26 protein-coding genes and 1 riboswitch are annotated in these 26,127 nt (G+C 73.5%); of the genes, 15 read left to right on the forward strand and 11 right to left on the reverse strand.

Annotated elements, in window-relative coordinates:
• The first annotated feature begins 160 nt into the window (after positions 1 to 160).
• From PSU4_RS20125 to PSU4_RS20140, 4 genes are all read left to right on the forward strand, one after another.
• On the forward strand, positions 161 to 823 hold the full coding sequence (locus PSU4_RS20125; protein WP_147110625.1) for a hypothetical protein: 663 nt from the start codon (positions 161 to 163) through the stop codon (positions 821 to 823).
• Positions 804 to 1,697 (forward strand): alpha/beta fold hydrolase, encoded by an 894-nt coding sequence (locus PSU4_RS20130; protein ID WP_147110628.1) that lies wholly within the window; start codon positions 804 to 806, stop codon positions 1,695 to 1,697. Before PSU4_RS20125 ends, PSU4_RS20130 begins: the two co-directional genes overlap by 20 nt.
• A 235-nt stretch (positions 1,698 to 1,932) precedes the next feature.
• Positions 1,933 to 3,090, forward strand: a complete 1,158-nt coding sequence (locus PSU4_RS20135; protein ID WP_246115234.1) for a PucR family transcriptional regulator — start codon at positions 1,933 to 1,935, stop codon at positions 3,088 to 3,090.
• A 357-nt stretch (positions 3,091 to 3,447) separates the two neighbouring features.
• The gene (locus tag PSU4_RS20140) at positions 3,448 to 3,819 is read left to right on the forward strand and encodes a hypothetical protein (protein ID WP_147110634.1); all 372 of its coding nucleotides are present in this window, start codon (positions 3,448 to 3,450) and stop codon (positions 3,817 to 3,819) included.
• 90 nt (positions 3,820 to 3,909) lie between these two features.
• On the opposite strand, the gene PSU4_RS20145 is transcribed toward PSU4_RS20140, so the two are convergent.
• Complete coding sequence (locus tag PSU4_RS20145) at positions 3,910 to 4,353, reverse strand: MarR family winged helix-turn-helix transcriptional regulator (protein ID WP_222596343.1); 444 nt, start codon at positions 4,351 to 4,353, stop codon at positions 3,910 to 3,912.
• Between the two features lie 82 nt (positions 4,354 to 4,435).
• Between PSU4_RS20145 and PSU4_RS20150 the strand changes: the two genes are divergently transcribed.
• The gene (locus tag PSU4_RS20150) at positions 4,436 to 4,702 is read left to right on the forward strand and encodes a DUF3040 domain-containing protein (RefSeq protein ID WP_147110637.1); all 267 of its coding nucleotides are present in this window, start codon (positions 4,436 to 4,438) and stop codon (positions 4,700 to 4,702) included.
• Positions 4,703 to 4,750: 48 nt separating this feature from the next.
• Here the strand turns inward: PSU4_RS20150 and PSU4_RS20155 are convergent, their stop codons facing one another.
• The 4 genes from PSU4_RS20155 to PSU4_RS20170 all read right to left on the reverse strand — a co-directional run bounded on the left by PSU4_RS20155 (position 4,751) and on the right by PSU4_RS20170 (position 9,215).
• On the reverse strand, positions 4,751 to 5,005 hold the full coding sequence (locus tag PSU4_RS20155) for a hypothetical protein (RefSeq protein ID WP_147110640.1): 255 nt from the start codon (positions 5,003 to 5,005) through the stop codon (positions 4,751 to 4,753).
• A gap of 204 nt (positions 5,006 to 5,209) precedes the next feature.
• The gene (locus PSU4_RS20160; RefSeq protein WP_147110643.1) at positions 5,210 to 7,276 is read right to left on the reverse strand and encodes an MMPL family transporter; all 2,067 of its coding nucleotides are present in this window, start codon (positions 7,274 to 7,276) and stop codon (positions 5,210 to 5,212) included.
• 223 nt (positions 7,277 to 7,499) lie between these two features.
• Entirely contained in the window at positions 7,500 to 8,402 is a 903-nt protein-coding gene (locus PSU4_RS20165) for an SDR family oxidoreductase (protein ID WP_147110646.1), read from the reverse strand.
• A 75-nt stretch (positions 8,403 to 8,477) separates the two neighbouring features.
• Positions 8,478 to 9,215 (reverse strand): SDR family oxidoreductase, encoded by a 738-nt coding sequence (locus PSU4_RS20170; RefSeq protein WP_147110649.1) that lies wholly within the window; start codon positions 9,213 to 9,215, stop codon positions 8,478 to 8,480.
• A 162-nt stretch (positions 9,216 to 9,377) separates the two neighbouring features.
• Between PSU4_RS20170 and PSU4_RS20175 the strand changes: the two genes are divergently transcribed.
• Entirely contained in the window at positions 9,378 to 10,094 is a 717-nt protein-coding gene (locus PSU4_RS20175; RefSeq protein ID WP_246115235.1) for a TetR/AcrR family transcriptional regulator, read from the forward strand.
• A 55-nt stretch (positions 10,095 to 10,149) separates the two neighbouring features.
• On the opposite strand, the gene PSU4_RS20180 is transcribed toward PSU4_RS20175, so the two are convergent.
• Positions 10,150 to 11,052, reverse strand: coding sequence for an LLM class flavin-dependent oxidoreductase (locus PSU4_RS20180; RefSeq protein WP_186817083.1), 903 nt, complete (start codon positions 11,050 to 11,052; stop codon positions 10,150 to 10,152).
• Here PSU4_RS20180 and PSU4_RS20185 point away from each other — a divergent pair.
• Together PSU4_RS20185 and PSU4_RS20190 are read left to right on the forward strand one after the other, a co-directional pair.
• A complete protein-coding gene (locus tag PSU4_RS20185) occupies positions 11,051 to 11,692 on the forward strand; it encodes a TetR/AcrR family transcriptional regulator (protein WP_186817084.1) in 642 nt (213 codons plus the stop codon). The two genes, PSU4_RS20180 and PSU4_RS20185, sit on opposite strands and share 2 nt — an antisense overlap.
• Before the next feature lie 48 nt (positions 11,693 to 11,740).
• Positions 11,741 to 12,205, forward strand: a complete 465-nt coding sequence (locus PSU4_RS20190; protein ID WP_147110656.1) for an ester cyclase — start codon at positions 11,741 to 11,743, stop codon at positions 12,203 to 12,205.
• 11 nt (positions 12,206 to 12,216) lie between these two features.
• Here the strand turns inward: PSU4_RS20190 and PSU4_RS20195 are convergent, their stop codons facing one another.
• Positions 12,217 to 12,798, reverse strand: a complete 582-nt coding sequence (locus PSU4_RS20195) for a TetR/AcrR family transcriptional regulator (RefSeq protein WP_147110659.1) — start codon at positions 12,796 to 12,798, stop codon at positions 12,217 to 12,219.
• A gap of 107 nt (positions 12,799 to 12,905) precedes the next feature.
• Between PSU4_RS20195 and PSU4_RS20200 the strand changes: the two genes are divergently transcribed.
• From PSU4_RS20200 to PSU4_RS20230, 7 genes are all read left to right on the forward strand, one after another.
• Positions 12,906 to 13,829, forward strand: a complete 924-nt coding sequence (locus PSU4_RS20200) for a 2-dehydropantoate 2-reductase (protein ID WP_147110662.1) — start codon at positions 12,906 to 12,908, stop codon at positions 13,827 to 13,829.
• Complete coding sequence (locus PSU4_RS20205) at positions 13,826 to 14,914, forward strand: enolase C-terminal domain-like protein (RefSeq protein ID WP_246115236.1); 1,089 nt, start codon at positions 13,826 to 13,828, stop codon at positions 14,912 to 14,914. The genes PSU4_RS20200 and PSU4_RS20205 overlap by 4 nt, the downstream gene beginning before the upstream one ends.
• 141 nt (positions 14,915 to 15,055) lie before the next feature.
• On the forward strand, positions 15,056 to 15,790 hold the full coding sequence (locus PSU4_RS20210; protein ID WP_147110665.1) for an AzlC family ABC transporter permease: 735 nt from the start codon (positions 15,056 to 15,058) through the stop codon (positions 15,788 to 15,790).
• Positions 15,783 to 16,097, forward strand: a complete 315-nt coding sequence (locus PSU4_RS20215) for an AzlD domain-containing protein (RefSeq protein WP_147110668.1) — start codon at positions 15,783 to 15,785, stop codon at positions 16,095 to 16,097. The genes PSU4_RS20210 and PSU4_RS20215 overlap by 8 nt, the downstream gene beginning before the upstream one ends.
• 33 nt (positions 16,098 to 16,130) lie before the next feature.
• Positions 16,131 to 16,631, forward strand: coding sequence for a GNAT family N-acetyltransferase (locus PSU4_RS20220; RefSeq protein WP_147110671.1), 501 nt, complete (start codon positions 16,131 to 16,133; stop codon positions 16,629 to 16,631).
• Positions 16,632 to 16,729: 98 nt separating this feature from the next.
• Complete coding sequence (locus tag PSU4_RS20225; protein ID WP_147110673.1) at positions 16,730 to 19,777, forward strand: ATP-binding protein; 3,048 nt, start codon at positions 16,730 to 16,732, stop codon at positions 19,775 to 19,777.
• Between the two features lie 70 nt (positions 19,778 to 19,847).
• Positions 19,848 to 21,068: a multidrug effflux MFS transporter gene (locus PSU4_RS20230; protein ID WP_147110676.1), complete on the forward strand. Its 1,221-nt coding sequence runs from the start codon at positions 19,848 to 19,850 to the stop codon at positions 21,066 to 21,068.
• A gap of 52 nt (positions 21,069 to 21,120) precedes the next feature.
• Here PSU4_RS20230 and PSU4_RS20235 read toward each other — a convergent pair whose 3' ends face one another.
• The 4 genes from PSU4_RS20235 to PSU4_RS20250 form a co-directional block, all read right to left on the reverse strand.
• Positions 21,121 to 21,990 (reverse strand): bifunctional 5,10-methylenetetrahydrofolate dehydrogenase/5,10-methenyltetrahydrofolate cyclohydrolase, encoded by an 870-nt coding sequence (locus tag PSU4_RS20235; RefSeq protein WP_147110679.1) that lies wholly within the window; start codon positions 21,988 to 21,990, stop codon positions 21,121 to 21,123.
• A gap of 14 nt (positions 21,991 to 22,004) precedes the next feature.
• Positions 22,005 to 22,088: riboswitch (ZMP/ZTP riboswitch) on the reverse strand.
• A 61-nt stretch (positions 22,089 to 22,149) separates the two neighbouring features.
• Entirely contained in the window at positions 22,150 to 22,488 is a 339-nt protein-coding gene (locus tag PSU4_RS20240; RefSeq protein WP_147110682.1) for a UBP-type zinc finger domain-containing protein, read from the reverse strand.
• Positions 22,485 to 23,954 (reverse strand): ATP-binding protein, encoded by a 1,470-nt coding sequence (locus tag PSU4_RS20245; protein WP_246115237.1) that lies wholly within the window; start codon positions 23,952 to 23,954, stop codon positions 22,485 to 22,487. The genes PSU4_RS20240 and PSU4_RS20245 overlap by 4 nt, the downstream gene beginning before the upstream one ends.
• Positions 23,951 to 25,627: an NAD(P)/FAD-dependent oxidoreductase gene (locus PSU4_RS20250; protein WP_147110685.1), complete on the reverse strand. Its 1,677-nt coding sequence runs from the start codon at positions 25,625 to 25,627 to the stop codon at positions 23,951 to 23,953. Before PSU4_RS20250 ends, PSU4_RS20245 begins: the two co-directional genes overlap by 4 nt.
• Positions 25,628 to 26,127: the final 500 nt, after the last annotated feature.

Genomic DNA, 26,127 nt, shown 5'->3' on the forward strand with positions numbered 1-26,127 from the left:
GCCCGGAGCCACCCGGTCGGGTTCAGGGAGGCCCGGCGAGGGCAGGCGCACGGATCGGTGATCCCGCGTGCCGGCGCCGCGGCACGGATGGCTGCCGGCGGCCCGGGGGCCGGGCGCCGGCCCGACCGACATGTCGTCGGCGGCATCGAGGAGGCGACGAATGCAACCTGGTCACAAGGCTCGTGTCCTGGGCTCGCCCACCTTCGGCAGCGACGACCCGGGACCGACGACACCCACCGACGCACAACCGCTCGTCGGACCCGGCGGCCCGGCGGCGCACGAGCCGCCGCGGGCAGCCGATCCGTCGCTGCTGTGGCTGACCCGGCTCCTCGGCGCCGCGGTGCTCGGCCCCGCCGGCGAGCACCTCGGGCACGTGCGCGACCTGGGCATCACCCGGACGGGCGGCGGCACGTTCGTCGACGCCGTCCTCGTGGACGGCGGCGGCCACCACGTCACCCTGCCCGCCGAGGCCCTGGTGTCCATGCGGTACGCGACGGTGCGCGTGCGCGAACCGCGAAAGCCGACGGCAGCCTCGCGCCTGTCGATCGAACCGCAGCGCGAATGGCTCGCCCGGTCCGTACTCGGGCGCCCGACCCTCGCCGGCTCGACACAGACGCCCGCGACGCGCGTACGCGACGTCGGACTGCGCAGGAACCGGGACGGACGCTGGATGGTCTCGAGCGTCGACACACGCCCGGCCTGGCTTCGACGCCTCGGATTCCCGCGGCGGACCACCCCGTGGCCCGTCTCGACGACCGCGGGCCGTTTCCGGTCCCGCCCGAGGCGGCAGAGAGGAAGACGTCATGTGGATCTACCGCGGTAGGTCCGGACAACGAGTCGTCCAGGACTGGTGCCGACAACGCCTGGCGTGCTGGACCGTCCCGCACCGGCACCACGTCATGCGGGGCGGCGACCCGCAGGACTCCCACACCGCCCACGCCGTGATCTGCGGCGAGGAACACCGGGACACCCTGGTCGTCGTGCCCGGTCGGCACGCCAACGCCGCCGTGCTGGTCCCACTGCTCGAGGTGCTCGCGACCCGCTACCGCGTGATCGCGGTCGACCTGCCCGGCGAGGCGGGCCTGGGATCGGGCGGCCGACCCAACACCGAACGACTGCGGCACTACGGGGAGTGGTTCGACCAGGTCCTGGCGACGGCGGCGACCGACCGCGAGGTCACGGTCCTCGCCCACGGGTTCGGCGCCACCGTCGCCCTGGCCGCGCGGCCGGCCCCTCACGTCGCCGGGCTCGTGCTGCTCGGCCCGAACGGCGTGGTCCGCCCGGCCGTCCGTCCCGCCGCTGCCGCGGCACTGGCGCGCTGGCGGCTCGCACCGACCGCGGCGTCCGCCGAGAGGCTGCTCGCCCGGCTCGGCGGTCGCGACTTCGTCGCTCCGCACGCCCTGGTCGAGTGGATGTGTCTGGTCGGCCGACACGTCGCCATGAGCAGCCAGCCGCCGGCCGACCCGGAACTGGCACGTGCCTGGGCCGCGACACCCTGCACGGTCGCGGTCGGCGAACAGGACCCGCTCTTCGGTGACGGCCGCCTCGACCGCGCCGTCCGGTCGACGCTGCGCACGAGCGTGCTCACCGTCCCCGACGTGGGCGCTCTGATGCCGTTCGAGGACCCGTCAGCGGTCCTGGCGGTGCTGCGCCACCATGAGACGGTACGGCCGCACCCGATCCGCTGGGCGAACTGACGAGCTGGTTCGCTCCACAGCGCCCATCGCCTCCGGGTGCCGCACCCCCGGATACCTCCGCGAAGGCATCGTGGTGCACCGTGCTGCTGGACTTCGGCAGTTTCACCGCTCGGCCGGAGAACGTCCGAGAAGGGGCATCGCGAGAGAGTGGGGACCGATGGCACCTCGGCCTGAGAAGGCACCTGCGTCGCCGGCGCGACCCATTCCGGCCACCGACACGGCGTGGCTGCCGCGCGTGGCGCGGGAAGCCAGCCGTGGCGCCGGTGGGGTGCCCGTCGAGCTGCTCGGTGGATTCCTGCCCCTGCTCGTCGAGGCCGCCACCACAGGGCGGCGGCCGGACAAGATCGAGCTCGACGCGGTAGCCGTCAACGGCCGCCGGGCCGCCGAGCTCGGGGTGTCGGCGGGCAACGCGGTACAGCTGTACCTCTCCGCAGCGTGGCGTCTGTGGCGCGAGCTGCCGGCCGTCATCGAGTTCGACGACACCACCACCACCGCCACAGCCGCCGAGGCCGTCATGCGGGCGGTCGACGGTGCGGTGGCGAGTCTCGCCGAGGGCTACACCGCCGCCCGCCGCGACATGATGCGCAGCGAGGAGACGTTGCGCCGCGAACTGATCGAGGACCTGCTGCGCGGTGACGGCGACATCGGGGCGCTGGTGGAGCGGGCCGAGCCGTTCGGGCTGGACATGGCGCAGCCGCACCAGGTCGCGCTGGCGGCGCCCTCCGGGCGACCCGTGGATCTCGACGCTCCGCTGAGCAGCCTCGAACGCGCTGTCGTGCAAGGTATCGGCGACCGCGACGTGCTGGTCGCGACGAAGGACGGCGGCATCGTGGTCGTCGCCCCGGCCACGCCTTCGTCGTCGAGCCCGGTGCGCGGCCTGGGCGCGCTCATGCACGCCGATCTGAGCCGTGCGCCGCGCGGCGGTGCGTGGCGGATCGCCGTCGGCAGGCCCTACCCCGGCTCCTACGGAATCGCCCGCTCCTACGAGGAGGCTCGCGAAGCACTCGCCATGGCGACCCGGCTGCGGCTCGACGGCCCCGTCGTGCGCGCCGAGGACCTGTTGATCTACCGCGTCCTGCTCCGTGACCAGCCCGCCATCATCGACCTCGTACAGGCCGTGGTGAGTCCCTTGGCCACTGCCCGAGGAGGAGCCGGGCCCCTGCTGAACACACTGGATGCGTACTTCGCCACCGGTTGCGTGATCACGGAGACCGCACGACGGCTGCACCTGTCCGTGCGCGCGGTCACCTACCGGCTCCAGCGCATCGCCGAGCTCACCGGCCACGATCCGACCGATCCCGCTCAACGGTTCACGGTGCACGCCGCAGTTCTCGGCGCACGGCTGCTCGGCTGGCCGAAACGGGACCTGCCCACGCCGCACTCGGCCGAGTAGACGAGCGTGCCCGCCGCGGGGCACGGCGTTCGGACGACGCATCGCGACGCCACCTTGCCGGAGCCCGGCAATCCGGCGCGTCGTTGTTGGTGCGTCAGCGCCCTCGCAGCGGCCCGGTTTCCGGGGCATCGTGAAGCTGTCCAGATGGTTCCCGCACACCCTCGGGCAGGGCTCGACGTTGTCGCCCCGACCCCGGTCTCGTACCGCGGTCCGCCGAGTACAGGAAGTAGAACGATGCCACGATGACGTGTGCCCGCCTACGGCTATTCCGCGGCCTCGGCGCGACGACACAGTCGCAAGCGCTCCCGGTTCCGATCGACGCCGCCGGAGCTCTGCGCAATGGCAGACGTTAGTGCGGTGCTGCGACTTCGCTTTCCCTCCGGCGTCCTGCGCTCCCACGCCGAGAACCTGGCCCTCGCCGCGATCGCCATTCACGTCCCCGCCACTCTCGAGCTCAACTGCATCGGTGAGGCAGTAGCGGACCTCGGATGCGGGATCGGCGCACAGCCGACCGAATCCAGCACGTACATGTTGATCCTGCGTGCGGCACGGCTGCGTGCGCACCTCGATCCGAACCAGCTCGTCGACGCGGCGGGGCATGCCGCCGACCAGGTGCTCCGCGGCGAGTGGGGCAACGAGGCCGGCGCGAGTGCCGTTCTCGCACAAGGCGACGACGCGGTGATGTCCCGACGCACCGTGCCCCGGCGGCGCTGCAGCCCCAGGAGCTGACGGGGAACCCGTCCCACCGATCGCGTCCTGGCCGCCGCGCGGCGCGCCCGTGAGGAGCGCCAGGACTCGTCGGGTCAGGGCGGTCTCAGGTCAGGGCGGTACGGACAACGCCGTGCGCATGTGTCGGAGCTGGGTGCGGTGCAGGCGACTGAGCTGGGCGAGCAACGTCTCGCCTGCGTCGGTCAGCTCCACGCGGACGACCCGGCCGTCGTTCGAGTCGCGACCGCGCTGGACCAGGCCCTGCTTCTGGGCCCTCGTGATGAGCTCGGCGGCGCTGTGGGGGCGCAGTTGGAGCTGTTCGGCGAGTTCGCCGACCGTCGCCCACTCGCGATGCGGGAACCCTTTGAGGGCCAGCATGAGCTGGTACTGCTGAGGCGTGAGGCCGTGTTCGCGCACGGTGTCCTCACTGAAGCGCAGGTAGCGGCGGATGGCGAAGCGGAACTGGGCGAGGGCTTCGAAGTCCTGCTTGGTCAGCGCCCCGTCCGGCGCGACGGCGTCGTCGGCGGGGGGCGACCGGTCGGGACGTGTCGTCACCGCGCCATCACACCATGTGGACGCCGCCTCCGCATTTCTGTCGTGTTACGATGCGATTTGTCCGTTGTAGGAGGTGGCGGGAATGTTCGACGACGAGCAGCGCGCGCTCACGGACATCGAGCGCGAGCTGGAAGCGGATCAGAAACTCTCGGCAGCATTCGATCGGCACGAACGCGACCTGCGGGACCGGGGCCACCGGCGCGGGGCGCAGGTCGCGGCAGGTGTGGCCGTGGTGGCGGGGCTGGGCCTGTTGATGATGGGTTCCGTGCTGGGCGCGGTGGCGACGATGGTCACCACCGGACTGATCTGGCTGGCGTGGCGCTGCCCCGACAGCACCAGCCCCCAGTAGGCGTCGGCACCCTGGACCGGTGGTGGTCGTCGGGTGCCGCCCGGCCGGTCACACGGGCGTGGCGGCGACTCCGGCCAGCTCGAGTGTCGTCGCGGTCGGGCTGTGGGGCCGGGACACGACCTTCATCGCCAGCCCGCGGTCCGCGAGCCGGTCGCGCAGCGCGATCAGCGCCTCGGCGGCTGCCCCCGGCAGGTCCTCCGTTGCCCGCAGGTCGACCACGAGCAGCGAGAACGACAACATCGCCACCGCCCGCAGGCCCGTCTCGAACTCGCCCAGCGATCGCCGCGTGATCCTCTCGGCCACCGACATCCGCACGGTCACACGTTCGAGATCGGCTGAGGTGACTACGCGGACACGAAAGCTGCCGCTGCTCGATGGCATCGTCTCCCCCTCGGATCGGCTCTCCGACGATCATCTCGCACCCCCGCACCCGCAGCGATCCGGGTCCTTGCCGACGCAAGAGGCGCCGGCGCCCCGGGCGACAGGTGGGCAGCCCGCACCGCGGCCCTACCCGCTGTGCTCCGAGGACCGTCCGGCCACCTCCTGGGCCCGGCGACGGTCACCGGTGTCCAGTGTGGATGGCCACCACACCCTCGGACCGATGTCGAGGGTGAGCGCGGGGACCAGCACCGAACGGACCAGGAGCGTGTCGACCAGGACGCCGACCGCGACGAGGAACGCGATCTGGAGCAGGAACAGGATCGGCAGCACGGCCAGGGCCGCGAAGGTCGCCGCCAGCACCACCCCGGCGGAGGTGATCACCCCGCCGGTGACGCGCAGGCCGCGGACGACACCCTCGCGCGTGCCGACCAGGCGGGTCTCCTCACGGACCCGGCTCATGAGGAAGATGTTGTAGTCGACGCCGAGCGCGACCAGGAACACGAACGCGAACAACGGCACGCTCGGATCCGCGCCGGGCAGCTCGAGCACGTGGTTGAACACCAGGGCACCGATGCCCAGGGTCGCAGCGAACGACAGCACCACCGTCGCGATCAGCAGCAGCGGCGCCACCACGGCCCGCAACAGCGCGGCGAGCACCAGGAACACCACGACCAGCACCGCCGGGACCACGACACGCAGGTCGCGCTCCGCGGCGGCCTGGGTGTCCAGCTGCGTCGCGGTCACCCCGCCGACCAGTGCCGACGAGCCGGGAACGGCGGCCACCGCCTGGCGCAGCTGTGCGACCGTGTCGACGGCGGCCTCGCTGTCGGCGGGGTCGGCCAGCACGGCGTCGAGAAGTACCCGCCCGTCCACGACCCGATCGGAGTCGGGCTCGACCGACACGATCCCCGGTACCGCCCGCGCGGCGGCGAGGACCTGGTCCTGGGCCGGGGCCGCGACGACGATCACCGCGGGCGACCCCGTTCCTCCGGGGAAGTGCCTGCTCAGCGCCTCCTGGCCCTGGACGGAGTCGACCGAGGACTTGTCGACGAAGAAGTCGGACTGCGCGACCCCGGAGGCCTGGAACTGCGGCACGAACGCGGCCAGTACCCCGAGTGCGAGGGCGGTGACGATCCACAGTCGCCGCGGACGCCGGCCGACCGCCTCGGCGATCCGCGCCCACAACCCGCTGCCGGCCTCGCCGGTGCCCGCGCGCGGGCGGAACGGCCAGAACGCGGCGCGCCCGAACAGCAGCAGCGCGGCGGGCAGGAACGTCAGGGCAGCGAGGACCGAGGCGACGATCCCCAGTGCGGCAACGGGGCCGAGGCCGCGGTTGGAGTTCAGTCCCGACAGCAGCAGGCACAGCAGACCCAGCACGACGGTGCCGGCCGAGGCCAGTACCGGTTCGACAGCGGCCCGCCACGCCGAACGCATCGCCGCCCGCGTCGACTCGGTGCGACGCAGCTCCTCGCGGTAGCGGGCGATGAGCAGCAGCGCGTAGTCGGTCGCCGCGCCGACCACCAGGATGAACAGGATGCCCTGTGTCTGCCCCGACAGGGTGATCAGCTCCGCGTCGGCGAGCAGGTACACCGCGATCACCGCGAGGCACAGTGCGAGACCCGCCGACAGCAGCACCAGCACCGGCAGCAGCGGGCTGCGGTAGACGATCAGCAGGATCAGCGCGACGACGCCCGCGGCGACGGCGAGCAGCAGCCCGTCGATGCCCGCGAACGCGGCGGAGAGGTCGGCGGCGAGCCCGGCGGGGCCGGTGACGTGCACGGTCAGCCCGGCGGGCAGGTCGGCGGCGAGGAGCTCGCGCAGCTGCGGGATCGACTCGTCGAGCTCGCCGCGAGCCTGCGCAGGGTAGGAGGCGATGAACTGGGCGGCCGCGCCGTCCGGGGCCGGGATGACGGGGGACACCGACTCGACGCCCGGCGAGCGGGCGGCGTCCGCGGCGTGGGCGCGGATCGTCCCCAGATCGTCGGCCGTCAGCCCGCCTGCCCGCTCGTAGACGACCACAGCGGGCAGCGGTTGGGCACCGGTGAACCGCTGCTGCTCCTGCGCTGCCCGGGTGGACTCGGCGTCGGCGGGGAGGAAGGTGCTGCTGTCGTTGGTCTGAACCTCCGCGAGCCTGCCCTGGAACGGTCCGCCGATGCCGCCGACGGCCAGCCACGCCAACAGCACGAGGGCCACCGCCGGCCACAGCCGCCACGTCCCGGCCCCGCCCGAGGCCCGACCGGCCGGGCCCTCGGAACGATGCGGACCTCGTTCAGGTCGTGTCGGTGCAGTTGATGAACGCGGCGAATCGCCCGAAGCTGGACACACGTCCAAAGCCTAAGGGGCGGCGGCGCCATCGGCCTGTCGACGATGGACGTCACAGGTTGCGGCAGGCTCCGACGCGGCCGACTCGCGACCGTCAGAGGCTCGCCTGTTCGGTGAGCAGTTCCCCGATCCCGACGCGTCGGTAGAAGTCGGCGCGGATGCGGTCGTACACGGTGGACACGACCTCGCTGCCGTCATGGCTCGGGTCGATGTGCACCCGGAAGGGGCGTTCCCCGTACGGGAGGTCGGTGATCCTGACGATCTCGTCCGCGACCTCGGAGGCGTCGTGACCTTCGGGAAAGATCGCGGCGAGAGAGCCGGCGAGGTTGTCGCGGAGCTCCCCGTACTGTTCGTCGTAGGCCGCGGCCGCGGTGGTGTCGGCGGGCACGCCGGAGTGGGCGAAGTGGTTCGTGCCGCTGGTGTAGGCGCCGGGGACGACGATCACGGAATCGATGCCGAACTTGATCAGCTCGGCCGCGTAGCTCTCGGCAAGTGCATCCATGCCGGCCTTCGCGGCGAAGTACGGGGCCAGGAACGGCGGATGTCCGCCCCGGGTCGAGGACGACCCGACCCAGACGACGAGACCCGAGCCCTGTGCCCGCAGCACCGGCAGGACCGCGCGGTTGACGCGCTGGGTGGACACGACGTTGACGTCGTACTGCTGTGCGAGCTGCTCAGGGGTGAACGCCTCGGTCGGGCCGAGCACCATGTGGCCCGCGTTGTGGACGACGACGTCGAGGCGGCCCTGCTCGTCGACGATCCGTGCGATCGCGGCGTCGACGGACGGCTGGTCCTGCACGTCCATCTCGATGCCGCGGACGTCGACGTTCTGTGTGGCGGACAGCTCGGCGAGTTCGGCGACGCGCGGCGCGTTGCGGTCGGCCGTCGCGCGCATCCCGGCGTAGACGGTGTGGCCGGCCCGGGCGAGGGCGCGGGCGGTGAGGTTGCCGAAGCCGCTGGAGGCTCCGGTGACGACGACGACCTTCCGGTCGGACATGGCGGTGCACCTTTCGATGTGGGCGTGGGAGGCGGGCGGGCGGGAACGGTCGGGGCGGTCGGCTCCCGACCTCGCTCAGGCGAGACCGCCGTTGACGAAGACCGTCTGGCCGTTGACCCAGCGTGCGGGGCCGGCGAGCTGGGCGACCGTGGTCGCGATCTCCTCGGGGCGGCCGAGGCGCTCGAGCGGGGTGACGTTGGTGAGCGCCGCGATGGTCTGCTCGTTGTTGCTGTCGAAGAACAGCGGCGTCGCCGTCGGGCCGGGGGCGACGGCGTTGACGGTGATGTCGCGGCCACGCAGCTCCCGCGCGAGGATCAGGGTCAGCCCCTCGACGGCTGCCTTGGTGGCGACGTAGGGCCCGTACTTGGGCAGCTGGGTGCGGGTGACCGAGGTCGAGAAGTTGATGATGGCGCCGCCGTCGCGGACGTGGCGGGCCGCCAGCTGGGAGACGACGAACGCGCCGCGGAGGTTGGTGCGCACGATCTGGTCGAACTGGTCGAGGTCGTAGTCGGCGATGGGGCCGAGGACCATGATCCCGGCGGTGTTGATCACGACGTCGATGCCGCCGAAGGCGGTCCGGACGGTGTCGAAGGCTGCGGCCATGGCGTGCTCGTCGGCGACGTCGCCACCGACGGCGACGGCCTGTCCGCCCGCGGTGGTGATCTTCTCGACGAGGGCGTCGGCCTTCGCCTTGTTGCCCGCGTAGTGCACGCCGACTGCGAACCCGTCGGCGACGAGCGCGTCGACAACGGCTTCGCCGATTCCGCCGGTGCCTCCGGTCACGAGCGCGACGCGGGGGGTGTTGTTCGACATGGGACCACCTGTTCCGTTCGTTCGGCCACGGCCGAATCGTTGATATCTGCGAACAGGATCGACGATACGACTGGCGTATCGCCGTGTCTATGTGACACGTATCATCGATACGGAACGGGCTCGCACGGGTCGCCGCTACACCTCCTGACGTAACGTCGAAACGTGACTGTCACAGCCCCTACGCTGCGTCGGCGGATGCTCGAGGCCGCCGAGGAGCAGCTGGCCGCATCGGCCGACAACGACATCTCGACCCGTGCCGTGTGCGAGGCGGTCGGCGTCGGCCAGCCGGCGCTGTATCGCATCTTCAAGGACAAGGCCGGACTGCTCGCGGCTCTCGTCGACCACGGGTTCGAGCGCTACGTCGAACGCAAGCGCAGCCTGGAGCAGACCGACGACCCCGTTGCCGACCTGCGCGCCGGCTGGGACGACCACATCGCCTTCGCGCGGGAGAACGCCGCGACCTACCGGCTGATGTTCTCGCCGACCCTGACGCGGCGACCCGACGCACCGCAGGTGATCTTCGATCTCCTGTGCGCCACCCTGGAACGGTGCGCCCGCGTCGGGGCGCTGCGCCTGCCCGCCCCGCTCGCGGCCCAACGGATCCTGTCCGCCAACGTCGGGGTCGCGCTCGCGATCCTGGTCAGCCCGGAGATCTACTCCGACCCCCAGCTGTCGGTGGGCGTGCGCGACGCCGTCTTCGCCGCGTGCCTGGACACGGCCGCCGCCAGAGACGTGACGGGGGGCATCGGGGCGACCGCGATCCAGCTCGCCGCGCAGCTGCGCGGGGCGGCCTCGGGGGAGCTCGGTGACGAGGAGCGACAGCTGATGCTCAAGTGGCTGAGCCGACTGGGCGCCGACGGCGCCGCGGACCCGGCATGAGCATGCGCCGACGCTGCCGGCCTGCAACGAGCGCCCCCGGCATCCGGACCGCGGCTCAGGGGAGCTGAGGGGCGACGGCCGAGGCGATCAGCTCGAGGTGGTCGAGATCGGACGCGTCGCCGAGCCGGAGGTAGACACGTGTCGCCCCGGCCTCGGCGTAGTGGCCGAGGGCCTCGACGACCTGCGCGGGGGTGCCGACGACGCCGGTCTCCGTCAGCCGGGTGAGGTCGTCGCCGGCTGCGGCGGCGCGGCGCGCCACGTCGGAACCGGTCGTGCCGACGCAGGCGTCCACGGTCACCGAGTACACGAGGTCGGGACGGTAGTCCGCGAATCTGCGGACCTCCTCGATCTGCGCCCGGGCGGCGGCCGTCGACATCGGGGGGGCGTTGAACTCGTGGGCGAAGTCCGCGGTGAGAACGGTCGCGCGAGGACTGTCGAGACCGCTCAGGATCACCGGGATCTGGTGCTGCACGGTCGACGGGACAGGGAAGTCGACCAGCTCGAAGTACCTGCCCGCTGCGGAGTGGGCGGATCCGGCCGGACGCTGCCACAGTGCATGCAGGATGCCCAACTGCTCCTCGAAACGGGCATCGCGGTCCTCGGGCAGGGTCGTACCGAAGGCCCGGTGCTCCCTCGGGTCGCCGCCGGGGCCGATGCCCAGCTCGACACGCCCGCCCGACATCCGGTCGACCTGGGCGACCTGGACGGCCAGCAGCGCCGGCGGTCGGAACGTGGCGTCGGAGACCAGGGTGCCCAACCTGATGGTGGTGGTCTCGCGGGCCAGTCCGGCCAGGGTGGTCCACGCGTCGGTCGGGACCGCCGCCCGACCGCCCCTCGGCAGGTGGTGATCGGAGCGGAAGTATCCACTGAACCCGAGGGACTCCGCCGCCTGTGCGAGAGTGAGCTCGGCGTCGTAGTCCGCGCCGCGACCCGCGTCGATCATGATTCGCAGTTCCATGATCGCCATCATGGCCCATGTGGCGCGGCGGCGAAACGATACCGTGAGGTATCATCCGTTCGTGACCGGCCGCCACGACGCACGCGACAGAGCCCTCGACGCCACTGTCGAGCTGCTGCTCGAACGAGGATGGACCGGGACCACCCCGGCCGCGGTCGCCGAACGTGCCGGCGCCGGCAAGATGTCGCTCTACCGGCATTTCACGGGCAAGGACGAACTCGTCGCGGCCGCGCTGGCGCAGTTCAGCGCGACGCAGCGCCGCTGGTTGCTCGGCCCGGACGGCGACCCACCCCGGGACCGTCTGCTCGGTGCCTTCACGCGGATCGGGGACCGGGTCAGGAGCGGAAAGCTCGCTGTCGGCTGCCCCTTCGTCGCCACGCGGCTGCAGAGCCCGGACAAGGACGGGCCGGCCGCCATGCAGGTCCTGGCGCACAAGAACTCCGTCGCCGCCGAGTTCACCCGGCTCCTCCAGCAGCTGGGACATCCCGACGCCGCCGCAACCGGCGAAGCGCTTCTCCTCCTCCTCGACGGCGCGATCGTGCACGCCGCGATGTCGGGAAGCGACCGCCCCGTGCTGGTGGCCGCCCGCGCCGCGGCGACCCTCATCGACGCGCACACCCTCAGTGCCACCGACCAGTAGCCCCCGCACCTGCGGGGCACCGCCACAGTCTCGACGAAGGAGCAGTACATGAGTGCCGACGCCCCCACCCCCGACGGCCGCCCCGACACCCGCGACCAGCGGCAACCCGGCACGGCGATCGACGTCGTCCACAACTTCTGGGCCGAGGTCTGGCAGGCCCCGCACAACGTCGACGCGATCGACGAGCTCGTCACCGAGGACTTCGTGATCATCTCCGGCGGAACCGAGATTCACGGGCGCGCCGCGTTCAAGGAGTGGGTCCGAGCCTTCCACGGTGCGATCACCGACATCCACCTCGAACCCGTCGACACCTTCCAGAACGCCGACGGTTCCCGTGTCGCGTCGCGGTGGGTACTGACCGGTACCAACAACGGTTTCGCCGGCACCGAACCGGACGGACAGCAGGTCCGGATGACCGGAACCGCTGTCTGGCACGTCCTGCCCGACGGCCGGCTCACGCACAACTACGTCGAGCGCAACGCGCTGGAACTCCTGCGGCAGCTGACCTCATAGGCGGACCGGTGTCAGGCGACGAGCCCGGCCAGGGTCGCGTCGACGATCGCGCGTAGCGGCGCGCGCCCGGGCCGGCTCTTCGCCAGGACGTTCATGCCCTGTGCGACCGCGACGAGCAGCGCGGCGGCCTCCGGGCCGGCGCCGGGGCGCAGCTCGCCCGCCGCGGCGGCCCGTGCGAGCGCGGCCTCGAAGGCGGCCCGCAGGTTCGCGAGGTGCAGCCCGACCAGGCCCGCGAGCTCCGGGTCGCGCTCGGCGAACTCGACGAGCGAGTTCGTGATCAGACAGCCCCAGCGGCGGTTCCCGTCGACCATGGCCTCGATCAGGTGGTCGAAGTAGTCGCGCAGCCCTTGCAGTCCGCTGACGGGTGTCGTGATGCGACGGACGGCGTCGGCCGACACCGTCTCGGCGTAGCGGCGCAGGGCCGCGACGAAGAGCGCGCGTTTGGGGCCGAACGCGGCGTAGGCGCTCCCGGGCTGGACGCGCATCGCGTCGCACAGCGTCTGCATCGACGACGCCTCGTACCCGTGTTCCCAGAAGGTGCGCACCGCCGCGTCGAGCGCGTCGTCGATGTCGAAGCCCCGGCTCCTGCCCATCGGGTGATAGTAGGACAGGCCGCTGCCCGGCAGGACATCTCCACAGGCTGGACCTCCACCCGCACCGCCCCTATATTTGGCGGACCGTTCAACAAAAGGAGGCCTGGATGCGGATCGCCGTGATGGGGACCGGTGGGGTCGGCGGCTACTTCGGCGCGCGGCTGGCCCGAGGCGGACACGACGTCGCGTTCATCGCGCGCGGGCGGCAGCTCGCGGCGCTGCGCGCCGACGGCCTGCGGGTGCGCAGCCCCCTCGGTGACGTCCACCTCCCCGACGTCACCGCCACCGACGACCCGTCCGAGCTCGATCCCGTCGACCTCGTCGTGTTCGCCGTCAAGCTGTGGGACACCGAGACGGCCGCCGCGCAGATCCGCCCCCTGCTCCGGGAGGGGACGGGGGTGGTGTCGTTCCAGAACGGGGTGGCCAAGGACGAGGTCCTCGGCAAGGCCCTCGGTCCCGGGCACGTCGTCGGCGGCGTCTGCTACATCGCCGCGGAGATCGCGGAGCCCGGCGTCGTCCGCCACTCCGGACCACTGCAGAAGCTCGTCGTCGGCGAGTACGACGGCTCCCTGTCGCCACGCGTGGTGGCCTTCCGGGAGGCGTGCGTCGACAGCGGCATCGACGTCGAGATCAGCGACCGGATCGAACAGACGATCTGGGAGAAGTTCGTCTTCCTCGTCGGACTGTCGGGAACGACCGCCCTCACACGTGGCCCGATCGGCCCGGTGCGGGAGAACGCGCGGTCGCGGCGCTTCCTGCGCGAGGTGATGGACGAGGTCGTCGCCGTCGCGCGGGCCCGCGGCGTCGCACTCCCGGCCGACTACGCCGACGACCGGCTCGCCTTCGTCGACACGGTTCCGTCGACGATGACGTCGTCGATGCACAACGACCTCGAGGCGGGCCGGCCCCTGGAGGTCGAGTGGCTCAGCGGGGACGTCGCGGCACGTGGCGCGACCCTCGGCGTCGCGACGCCCGCGAACAGGGCGATCGCGGACCTGCTCGCCGTCCACGCCGCGGGGGCCGCGCGGTGAGCTCGCCGGTCGTGCGCGACGTCGAGGCCCGGCTGGTCCGGGTGCCGATGCGCCGGCCCCTGCACACCAGCGCGAGCCGGGTGACCGACGCCCCCCTCCTGCTCGTCGACGTGCACACCGAGGACGGGCCCACAGGTCGCTGCTACCTGTTCTGCTACCTCGACGCGGTCGGCCGCGCCGCGGCCGCGATCACCCGGTCGCTGGGAGAGGGGCTGGTGGGGACGCCGGCCGAGCCGGCCGCCGTGCGCGCCCAGCTCGCCGACCGGACCCGGCTCGTCGGCGCGTCAGGGGTGGTCGGGGGCGTCCTCGCCGCACTCGACGTCGCCTGCTGGGACGTCGTCGCCCTCGCGGCCGGCGTCCCGCTCGCGCGACTGCTCGGTGCCCGGCCGGTGCCGGTACCCGCCTACAACAGCAACGGGCTCGGTCTGGTCGATCCCGCGACCGCGGCCGACGAGGCGGTGGAACTGGCCGGCGAGGGCTTCCGCGCGGTCAAGATGCGGCTCGGCCGCGCCGACCCGGACTCCGACGTCGCGGCGGTGCGCGCGGTCCGGCGCGCACTGGGCGACGACGTGGGGGTGATGGCCGACTTCAACCAGGCGCTGAGCCGTGCCACGGCGCGGGAGCGTTGCCGCGCCCTCGACGACGAGGGGCTCACCTGGATCGAGGAACCCGTGCGTCACGACGACCACGCGGGTGCCGCCGACCTCGCTGCGACGCTGCGCACACCCGTCCAGCTCGGCGAGAACCTCGCCGGTCCCCGCGACGCCGCGCGGGCGGTCTCGGCGGGTGTGTGCGACCTGCTGATGGTGGACCTCGACCGCATCGGCGGCGTGACCGGCTGGTCGGCGGCCGCCGCGCTCGCCGACCAGCACGCCATCCCGCTGTCGAGTCACCTCTACCCGGAGGTCTCGGCGCACCTGCTGGCCGCCTCCCCGACGGCGCACTGGCTCGAGTACGTCGACTGGGCCGAACCCGTCCTACTCGACCCCGCGCCGGTGGCCGACGGCGCGATGTCCGCCCCGGAGCGTCCCGGAACCGGGCTCGTCTGGGACGAGGAGGCCGTGGCCCGGTACCGCATCGGCTGACCGGTACCGATACGCACCCCACCACGACGGTCGGGTTTGCCCCCCTCCGCTGCGAACGCCCGCCGAACGCGGCGTTCCTAGCGTCGACGACGAGCCGATCGACCACCAGGCCGACGGCACCGTCGTCGACAGGAGTCCGTCGTGTCCACCGCCACCGGGTCCCCGCGCGCCGTGCCGGCGCAGGCGCCGCTGCGGCCGGTCGTGCTGCGTGCCGCGGCCGACGCGGTGCCGGTCATCGCCGCCTACGTCCCGTTCGGTCTGACCCTCGGCGCCACCCTGGCCGCCTCGGGCATCTCACCGCTCGTCGCCTGGTCGTCGTCGCCACTGCTGTTCGGCGGGGCGGCCCAGCTCCTCGCGGTCCAGCTGCTGGGGGCCGGCGCGAACGTGGCCGTCGTCGTGCTGGGCGCGCTCGTCGTGAACTCCAGGATGCTGCTCTACAGCGCCTCACTGGCCCAGCACGCCGACGGCTGGTCGCGACGGGCCCGCTGGGCGGGGGCCTACCTGCTGGCCGACCCCGTCTACGCGCTGGCGCTGGGCCGGTTCACCAGGCCCGACGGCGGCGGTGACGCCCGGACCCGGCTCGCCTACTACCTCGGCGTCGGCAGCACCCTGTGGACGGCCTGGATGGGCGTCACCGCCGCCGGTGCGCTGCTCGCGGGCGTATTGCCCGACGGGCTGCGCCTCGACGTCGCCGCGCCGCTGACCTTCCTGCTCCTCGTCCTGCCGATGCTGACCTCGCGCCCGGCGTGGGCCGCGGCCGCGACGGGCGGCGCGGTCGCCGTGGCCGCCTCCGGGCTGCCGCTCGGACTGGGCCTGCTCGTCGGCTCCGCCGCCGGGATCGCCGCGGGCGCGCTGGTGGGCCGCCGCCATGGGTGAGCTGCTGGTGCTCGTCGCCATCGGCGTCGGCACGTACCTGATGCGCGCGGCCTTCCTCGCGACGGCCGGGGCGCGCCCGCCCGCCGCGGTCGGGCGGCTGCTGCGCCACGTCGGACCGGCGGTGCTCGCCGCGATCGCGCTGCCCGCCCTCGTCGCACCGCAGGGCCGCGTCGCCCTCGACGCGACGGTGCCCGCGCTGCTGGCCGCAGCCGTCGCCGGGGTGGCCTGGAAGTTCACCCGCAGCCTGCCGCTCGCCCTGTTCGGCGGGCTCGTCGTGGCGTGGGCCACGACCTGGCTCCTGACCTGACCTGCACGACGCAACTCCGGGGGGAGAGAAGTCATGATCGCGATTCGAGAACTGCACGACGGGGAGTTCGACGTCCTCGACGCCGTGTTCGACGGCCTGTCCGAGGAGAGCCGATTCCGGCGCTTCCACGCACCGGTGCGCGGGCTCACCGCGAACGCCCGGCGGGCGCTGGCCGCCGTCGACGGGCACCGCCACGTGGCCGTCGCCGCTTTCGCCGACGGCCGGCCGATCGGCATCGCCCGGCTGATCGCCGACGGGACCGGGGTCTGCGACCTCGGCGTCGAGGTCGTCGACGACGTGCAGCGGGCCGGCGTCGGTGCCCGGATGCTGCGAGCGGTCGCCGACCTCGCCGTCGCCGCCGGGCACCTGCTCGTGCAGGCCGAGGTGCTCAGCACCAACCGGGCGGCGATGCGGCTGGTGCTGTCGGTGTTCCCGGACGCGGTGGCGTTCCCCGAGGGCACCACGACACGGCTCGTCGCCGCGCTGCCCGTGTGCACGTCCGCCACGGCCGGCACCCTGCCCTGCGCGGCGTGACCGTTCGGCCGTCCGGCGGTGCCCGGGTGAGCCGATCAGCCCTGGCGGCACCGGAGGCGGCCCAGCAGGCTGATCCGGGAGGGCCCGGAGGAGCCGCGATGCTGCAGGTCAACCTGCTGGGGGAGCAGTCGGTCACCGACGACGACGGACGCGTCCGGGCGCGGTCGTCGCGGGCGTTGCTGCTGGTCGCCTACCTCGTCGTGCACGCCGGTGTGCCGCAGACCCGTCAGCACCTGGCCGCGCTGTTCTGGCCCGACTCCGCCGACGACCAGGCGCTGACCAACCTGCGTCGCGAGCTGCACCGCGTGAAGGCGATGCTCGGCGACGACCCCGCGCTCGTCGTCACGGCCCGCGACCTGTGCTGGACCGACTCGCCCACCTGCCGGGCCGACGTGCGCTCGTTCGCGCTGGTCCGGGCCGCGGCCCGCGCGGCCGCGGCGGCCGGCGACGAGGAACAGCAGCTGGCCAGGGCGGGCGCGGCCGTGGCCTGCTACCGCGGTGAGTTCATGCCCGGCGGGTTCGACGACTGGGTGCTCGACGCGCGTGCCGAGCTGGAACAGCAGTGCGTCGACCTGCTGGACATGATCGCCGGCCGCGACACCGGTGACGCCGCGATCGCGGCCGCGCGCAGGCGGGTCGGGCTGCGGCCCCTGGAGGAGCCCGGCTACCGCAGGCTGATGGAGCTGCAGGCCGCGGCGGGGGACCGGGCGGCCGCCGTCAGCACCTACCACCGGTGCGCGTCGGTGCTCGAACGCGAGCTGGGCGTCGACCCCGACCCGCGGACCCGGGCGACGCTCGAGCGGCTGCTGGCACCCACCGCGCCGCAGACGGCCCCACCTGCCCGGGTGCGGTCCGGGCCCGCCGCCGCACGGCTCGTCGGACGCACCGACGAACTGGCCCGGCTGCGCGCGGCCTGGCGGGCCGCGGCCGACCGGCCGGGGCTGGTCGTCGTGCGCGGCGAGCCGGGCGTCGGCAAGTCCCGGCTGGTGGCCGAGCTGGCCGCCGAGTGCCGGCGGGCGGGCGCGGTCGTCGCCGTCACCCAGGGGTTCGGCAGCGCGGGCAGGCTCGCGCTCGCGCCGGTCGCGGACTGGCTGCGCGCACCGGAGATCCGGGCCGCGACACAGCGTCTCGACCCGGTCCGCCAGGCCGAGATCGACCGGCTCGTCCCGTCCGCGGGCACCCCCGAGGCGACGACCGACACCTGGCAGGGCCACCGGCTCTTCGACGCCGTGACCCGGGCACTGGTGGCCGTCGACCGGCCCCTGCTGCTGGTCGTCGACAACCTGCACTGGTGCGACCAGGAGACGCTGGCGTTCCTCACCTTCTGCCTCGGCGCCGCCACGGGCGCGCCGCTGCTGGTCGCCGCCACCGCCCGCGATGCCGACCCCGACCAGGAGCCGGGGCTGCCCGAGTGGCTCGCCCGGATGCGCACGACGCAGGGGCTCACCGAGATCGAGGTCCACCCCTTCGAGGTCGCCGACACCGCCACGCTCGCCGCGGCGGCCACCGGGCACCCCCTCGACGACGACGCCGCGGCCCTGCTGCAGGCCACGACCGGTGGCTTCCCGCTGCACGTCGTCGAGGCGGTGCGGTGTGTCGACCCCGGCGACCCCGGCGACCTCGGCAGCGTCCTGCGGCACCGGCTCGACGCCGTGAGCCCGCCCGCCCGCGCGGTCGCGGGCCTCGCCGCCGCGGTCGGCCGCGACTTCACCCTCGACCTGCTCGGTGCCGCCTCCGACCTGCCCGACGACGCCGTCGTCGCCGCCGTCGACGAGCTGTGGCGGCAGCGGATCCTGCGCGAGACCTGGGACGGCTACGACTTCGCGCACGACCTGCTGCGCGCCTGCGCCTACGAGCAGGCCGGCCCACCCACGCGCTGGCTGTCGCACCGCCGCGTCGCCCGGGCGCTGGAGGTCCTGCACGCCGGCGACCTCGACGCGGTCTCGGCACAGCTCGCCGAGCAGTACGCCCGCGGCGGACGCGGCGCCCGCGCCGTCGGCTGGTACCGGCGCGCGGCCGCCGTCGCGAGCGGCCGGTACGCGCACGCCGAGGCCGTCCGGCTCCTCGACGAGGCACGCTCGGCCCTGGCCGCGGCCCCGGCGGGCCGGGGCCGCGACACCGACGAGCTCGCCGTGCTGGAGGCGACGGCGGCGCCGCTCAACGCGCTCCACGGCTACTCCTCGCCGCGGCTGCGCGACACCCTGGAACGCTCGGTCGAGCTGGCCACCGCACTCGGCGACCGCGGGGCGACGCTCTCGGGCCTCGTCGGGCTGTGGTCGTCGCAGTTCGTGAGCGGCGACGTGACCGCCGCGCACGTCACCGCCTCGCGCGCCCTCGGCCTCGTCGACGCCGGCTCGGAGCTCGCCGGGCCGGCCCACTTCGCGGTGGGTGGTTCGGAGCTGATCCTGGGCCGTCCCGCGGAGGCGCTGCGCCACCTCGACCGGTCCGCCGAGATCGGGGGCAACCCACCGCTGTCGGTCGGCACCCGCTCCGACGTGCACGGCCGCGCATTCGCCGCGCACGCGCACTGGCTGCTCGGCCACGACGAGGCGGCGCTGACGACGTGCCGGGACGCGATCGAGCTGGCACGCACCACCGGCAGCTCCTACGGCCTCGCCGTGGCGCTCGGCTACGGCGCCGTCACCCACCAGCTGCGCGACGACCGCGACGCGCTGCGCGACACCGTCGCCGAGCTGCGCGAGCTGTGCGCGCGCTTCGACTTCACCTACTACCGCGAATGGGCGATGGTCCTCGACGGCTGGTGCCGCGGCGGAGCGGCCGGTGCCGACCTCGCCGACCGCGGGATCGAGGGGCTGACCGGCAAGGCCGCGCTCGTGCGGATGCCGTACTGGCTGTCGCTGCGCGCCGACCTCGCGGCCCGCGACGGTCGCACCGGTGAGGCGCGGACGACCCTGGACGCCGCCGTCGCCGGGGTCCGGGCGCGCGACGAGAGCTGGTGGCTGCCCGAGGCGCTGCGGATGCGCGCCGCCCATGACGACGACCACGACACCGCCGCCGAACGGCTCGCCACCGCCGCCCGGCTCGCCGCCGACCAGGGCAGCGTGGCGCTGTTGCGGCGCTGCCTCGCCGATTTCACCGCCCGCGGTGTTCCCGCACCCGAGGTCGGTCTCCCCGAAGCGGGCTGATCCTCGACGGAGGTTCCGGTCGACGGAAGACCCGCTGGCGCGCAACGGCCACGGAACGGATGATCGTCGGGTGACGAGCGAGACCCGGACCGTGCCCGCCCCGGACCGGACCCGTCCGCCGCTGCGGCAGATCGTCGCACTCGGCGGGCTGTCGATGTTCGGGCCGCTGTCGATGGACCTGTACCTGCCCGGTCTGCCCGAGCTGACCGACGACCTGCACACCAGCGAGGCGACCGCCCAGCTCACGATGTCGCTGTGCATGGTCGGGCTCGCCGTCGGCCAGCTGATCGCCGGGCCGCTGTCGGACCGCCGTGGCCGCCGGACACCGCTGCTGGTCGGTGTCGCCCTGTTCGCGGTGACGTCGCTGGCCTGCGCGTTCGCGCCGTCGATCGAGGTGCTGCTGGTGCTGCGGCTGGTCGGCGGGCTCGCGGGCGCGGTCGGGATCGTCGTCGCCCGGGCGATGGTGCGCGACCAGTGGGAGGGGCGGGCCGCCGCACGGGTGTTCGCCCTGCTCATGGTCGTCAGCGGGGCCGCACCCGTGCTCGCTCCGGTGATCGGCAGCCAGCTGTTGCGCGTGACCGACTGGCGCGGCGTGTTCGTGGTGCTCGCCGGCATCGGGGTGGTGCTGCTCGTGGCGGCGTGCACGCTGCCCGAGACGTTGCCGCCCGCCCGGCGCCGCACCGGCGGGGCGCGGGACACGCTGCGCGCGCTGGGCACCGTCGCCCGCGACCGGACCCTCCTCGCCCCGGCCGCGGTCCTCGCCCTCGGGTGCTGCTCGATGTTCGTCTACATCGCGATGGGCAGCTTCGTGCTGCAGGGCGACGGGTACGGCCTCTCCCCACAGCTCTACGGGATCGTGTTCGCGGTCAACGCGATCGGCATCGTCCTCGCCGGCCGGCTGTCGGCGTGGCTCGTCGACCGCGTCGGACCGCACCGGCTCCTCGGTGTCGCCGTCGTCGCGGCGCTGGTCGCGGCGCTGGTGCTCGTCGCCGGGGTGCTCCTGACCCGCTCGGTGTGGGCGGTGCTGCCGCCGCTGTTCGTGATCGTCGGGGCCGTCGGGATGATCATGCCCAACGCCACCGCACTGGCCATGTCCGGCCAGGGCGCCGCGGCCGGCGCCGCGTCGGCACTGCTCGGGCTGGGCCAGTTCCTGACGGGTGCGCTGATCCCGCCGGCGGCGTCGGCGGGCGGGGTGAGCCCCCTGGTGATGGCTGTGACGATGGCGGGCACCGCCGCGGCCGCGGTGGTGCTGGCCGTCCCGGTCCTGCGCGCCCGCACCGCCTCACGCTGATCCGGTGCGTAGGGCGAGGTCGCCGTCGCCGTACGCACCGGATCCGGGTGGGTCAGGCGGTGGCGCGCTCCGCGCACTCCACGGCGTTGCGGAACAGCATGGCGACGGTCGTCGGGCCGACACCGCCGACCCGCGGGGTGATCGCGCCCGCGACCTCGGCGACGGCGTCGTCGACATCGCTGAGCAGCTTCCGCCCCGAGTACCGGACCCCGCCGCCCACGACGACCGCGCCCGGTCGCACGTGCTCGGGCCGGATGATCCCCGGCACGCCGACCGCGGCGACGAGGATGTCGGCCTCGCGGGTGTGCCGGTCCCAGTCGGGCACGTGCGAATGCACGACGGTGACCGCGGCGTCGGCCGTCGCCCGCTTCTGCGAGAGCAGCAGCGCCAACGGGCGGCCGAGCGTCGCACCCCGCCCGAGGATCACGACGTGCCGGCCCGCGACCGGGACCTCGTGGTGGGCCAGCAGCGCCTCGATGCCCGCGGGCGTGCAGGGCACCGGCCCGGGCAGCCCGGCGGCGAGGCGGCCCAGGTTGAGCGGGTGCATCCCGTCGACGTCCTGCTCGGGGTCCATGACGGCGAGTGCGGCCTCGTGGTCGAGATGGGCCGGCAGCGGGTGCTGCACGAGCAGCGCGTGCGCACCGGACTCGGCGCCGAACGCCGTGATGACGGCGTGCAGGTCGGCCTGCGACGCCGTCGCCGGCAGATGCTCGTGGAACGACTCGAATCCCAGCTCGGCCGCGGTGCGCTGCTTGATGCGGATGTAGCCGGCCGACGCGTCGTCGTCACCGACGAGGATCGTGGCCAGCCCCGGGGCGGTGCCGCGGGCGCGCAGCGCGGCGACGCGCTCGCGGACGTCGGCGAGGACTGCCTCTGCGACGGGAGCTCCGGGCAGCAGGCGGGCGGTCGTGGGCGCGGACATCGCGGCTCCTCGGCACTGCGGACCCAGGCGGTCGATCCGCGCGTCGATCAGCTCCCCGGTGGTTGCCCACCCGCCGGCCGCCAGTCGCGTTGCCGGACCAGTATGGCGACCGGGCACGACGGTGGCGACATCCGGACGACGTGGATCACAACCTCACGGTCAGTTCAGGTGGTGACGCCAGTCGGCGGGGACCCGGTCGGCCGGACCCGGAACGGCCTGGTCCAGCGGGCGGTGCTGCGGATCGGCCAGCACCGGGCCGGCGACGGCACGTTCGGTGCTGAAGTCCCAGAACCAGTCCTCACCGGGCTCGTAGCTCCGCATCACGTGGTGCCCGGTCGCGGCGGCGTGCCCCCTGGCGTGCCGCGACGGTGACGAGTCGCAGCAGCCCACGTGCCCGCACGACGCGCAGCGCCGCAGGTGCAACCACCAGCCACCGGCCTCGTCGCACTCGACGCAGCCGGGGCCGGACGGTGCGACCGCCGGATCGATGTCCGTCATTGCGTTGCCTCCTCGGCTGCCTCGTCCGCACTGGGCTGCAGCGGCAGCCGCACCCGGAACCGGGTGTCGCCCGGCACCGACTCGACGCCCATGTCGCCACGGTGGCGGTTCACCACGATCCGCCACGAGATGTCCAGGCCCAGCCCGGTCCCCTCGCCGAACGGTTTCGTCGTGAAGAACGGCTCGAAGATGCGGCTCCGGATGCCGGTGGGGATGCCGGGCCCGGTGTCGCCGATCTCCACGAGCGCCCGGTCGCCGTCACGCGCCGTCCGCACCGTGAGGGTGCCGGCGCCGCCCATCGCCGCGACCGCGTTGTCGATGACGTTCGTCCACACCTGGTTGAGCTCGGCGGCGTAGACGGGCACCGGCGGAAGCGACCGGTCGTAGTCCTTCACGACGCGGACGTCGCCGATCTTGCGCGCCAGCATCACGAGCGTGGAGTCGAGCAGCTCGTGCAGGTCCGTCGTCCGGTACGGGGCGCGGTCCATCTGCGAGTACTGCTTGGCCGCACCGACGAGCGTCGACACCCGGGTCGTCGAGTCGGCGATCTCGTTCATCAGCAGCTCGGTCTCGACCGTGTAGTTCAGCCAGCGCACCGCGCCCTCGAGCGCACCGGACAGACCCGCGGCCTCCGCCCGGGCGACGACCTGCTCGAACCAGTCGATGTCGAGCCCGGCCTGCACGAACGTCGGCGAGAGATCCCAGCCGTCGGCGATGCCGTGGTCGTCGAACCAGTCCGACAGGGCGTCCTCGCGGTCGCCCGCCTCGATCGGGGTGAGCGTCGGCGCCTTCGCGACGCGCTCCGCCGCCTCCTCCTGGATCTCGGTCAACGCCTGCAGCGCGACCCGGTTGAGCGAGCCGCCCGCGATCATCCCGAGCTTGTGGCGCATCCCCGCCACCCGCTCGCGCAGCAGCGCCGTCGCCCGCACCGCCGCGGCCGCGGGGTTGTTGAGCTCGTGGGTCAGCCCCGCCGACAACGACCCCAGCGCCAGCAGGCGTTCACGCTGGCTGACGGCCTGCTGCGTGTTCTGGATGCCGAAGAACAGACCCTCCAGCAGGTGCAGCGCCATCGGGAACCACTGGCGCATCATCTCCTGCAGCGCGGTGGCGTCGAGGACGAAGAACGTCGACGGGCGCGTCACCCGCAACGTGTTGTTGTAGGTCTGCGGCACCCGGTCACCCAGGTAGGCGTGCCACGCCCCGGCGTACACGCCGGGTTGCTCGGTCCGCTCGACCTCGACGTCCTCGTCGCCGGAGCGTCGCTGCAGCACCACCGCGCCCTCGACGAGCACGTAGAAGCACGTCGCGACGTCACCCTCGGTGTAGACCGGCCCCACCGGGAACCGCTCGACCGAACCCTCCCGGCACAGCCAGTCGAGCTGGTCGTCGGACAGCTTCTCGAACAGGAACAGCCCACGCAGCAACGAGGGCGTGCAGTCGGGCACCACCTGCTCCGGGGCGCTCACGACCGCTCCAGGTACCGGTGCACCAGCGACACGGCCATCGCCCCGTCGCCGACCGCCGACGCGACCCGTTTCACCGACTCGGCCCGCGCGTCACCGGCGACGAAGACCCCCGGCTGGCTCGTCTCCAACAGGTACGGGTCGCGGTCCAGCGGCCAGCCCGCCGGACGCGCACCGCCCGACAACAGGTCCGGGCCGGCGAGCACGAACCCCGCCCGGTCACGGGCGACGAGCCCGTCGAGCCAGTCCGTCCGCGGGGCCGCGCCGATGAACACGAACAGCCACGGCGCGTCGACGACCTCCTCCGCGCCGGTCTGACGGTCGCGCAGCCGCAGCCGCTCCAGGTGGCCGTCGCCCTCGGCCTCGACCACCTCGGTGCCCGTGCGCACCGTGATCTCGGGGATGCCCGCGATCTGCTCGATCAGGTAGTGCGACATCGACGCCTCCAACGACGGCCCGCGCACCAGCAGCGTCACCGACTTCGCGTGCCGCGAGAAGTACACCGCCGCCTGCCCGGCCGAGTTCGCGCCGCCGACGATGTACACGTCGTCGCCGGTGCAGCTCGACGCCTGGCTCAGCGCCGACCCGTAGTGGACGCCGCGCCCGGCCAGCTCCGCGAGCCCCGGCGCGGCCAGCTCCCGGTAGGACACACCCGTCGCCAGCACCACCGCGTGCGCGGTGATCGCCGACCCGTCGGCGAACCGCACCGTGCGCCCCGACCCGTCGACGTCGAGGCCGACGACGTCGCGTGCCGTGAGTACCTCCGCGCCCATCCGCACCGCCTGCCGCCGGGCCCGGTCGGTCAGCTGCGCGCCGGACACCCCGTCGGGGAAGCCCAGGTAGTTCTCGATCCGCGAGCTCTGCCCGGCCTGCCCGCCCGTCGCCGTGCGCTCCACGAGCACCGTCCGCAGGCCCTCCGACGCCCCGTACACCGCCGCGCCCAGCCCCGCCGGGCCACCACCGATGACGACGAGGTCGTAGAACTCCGACGCCGGCGTCGTCGACAACCCGACCCGCTCGGCCAGCTCCGCGTCGCCCGGGGCGACCAGCGTCTCCCCGGCCGGGGTCACGACCACCGGCAACGTCTCCCCGTCGAGGTTCGCCGCCGCCAGCAGCCGCGCGGCCTCCGGGGCGTCGCACGGGTACCAGCGGTAGGGCACCTGGTTGCGCGCCAGGAAGTCCCGCACCTCGTTGGAGCGCGCCGACCAGCGGTGCCCGACGACCCGTGTCTCGCACACCGGGCGCCGGTCCGACGACCGCCACGCCTCCAGCAGCGCGTCGAGCACCGGGTAGAGCTTCTCCTCCGGCGGGTCCCACGGCTTGAGCAGGTAATGGTCGAGATCGACGACGTTGATCGCCGTGATCGCCGCGTCCGTGTCGGCGTAGGCCGTCAGCAGCACCCGGCGCGCCACCGGGTACAGGTCCATCGCCGCCTCCAGGAACTGCAGCCCGTCCATGCCGGGCATCCGGAAGTCGGCCAGCAGCACGGCGACGTCGTCACCGCGCAACGTCATCTCGCGCAACGCCTCCAGCGCCTGCTCGCCCGACTCGGCGCGCACGATCCGGTGGTGCTCGCCGTACCTGCGTCGCAGGTCGCGGGCCACGGCACGAGACACCGAGGGATCGTCGTCGACCGTGACGATCGCGGGCCGGGCCGGGATCAGACTCGCCGTCATACCGTCGAGTCTGCCAAGCCCGTCCAGCCCCTTCCCGCCGAGTTCGACAGGAGACTGGTTCGATCATGGTCCGGGGCAGTCTCAGGTCGAACTCGGTGGAGGTGGAGTCGGCCGTTCCCGGCGAGCCTCCTCATGGGAGCAGGATGCCGGTGAGCGCGGACCGCACGACGTCGCCCGCGGCCGTCGGGCAGCAGCACGGCAGACAGGTCGTTCACGCGTACCCCTCTCGTCCGGTCCGGACGCTGGGAGCGGCAGACGCGAGGAGAGGGCGTTCGCGACGTGATCACCCGAGCGGGCGACGGGCCGCCGCCTCGTTCCGCGACGACGTCGAGAGTGTCGTGAGCGCTGTGGCGAAGCGCTGGTGTCACGCTCGCCGTGTTCTCCTCCACCGAGCGTGTGACCAGTGCGCTCGAACAGCGCTGCTCACACGTTCGAGCGGCGACGAGGTCCGGTCCGGCGCGTTCGCGAGGCGCGGCGGGGCGCGGCGGGGCGGGGCGGGG

This window comes from Pseudonocardia sulfidoxydans NBRC 16205, assembly GCF_007989085.1.
In the GTDB taxonomy this organism is placed as follows: Bacteria; Actinomycetota; Actinomycetes; order Mycobacteriales; family Pseudonocardiaceae; genus Pseudonocardia; species Pseudonocardia sulfidoxydans.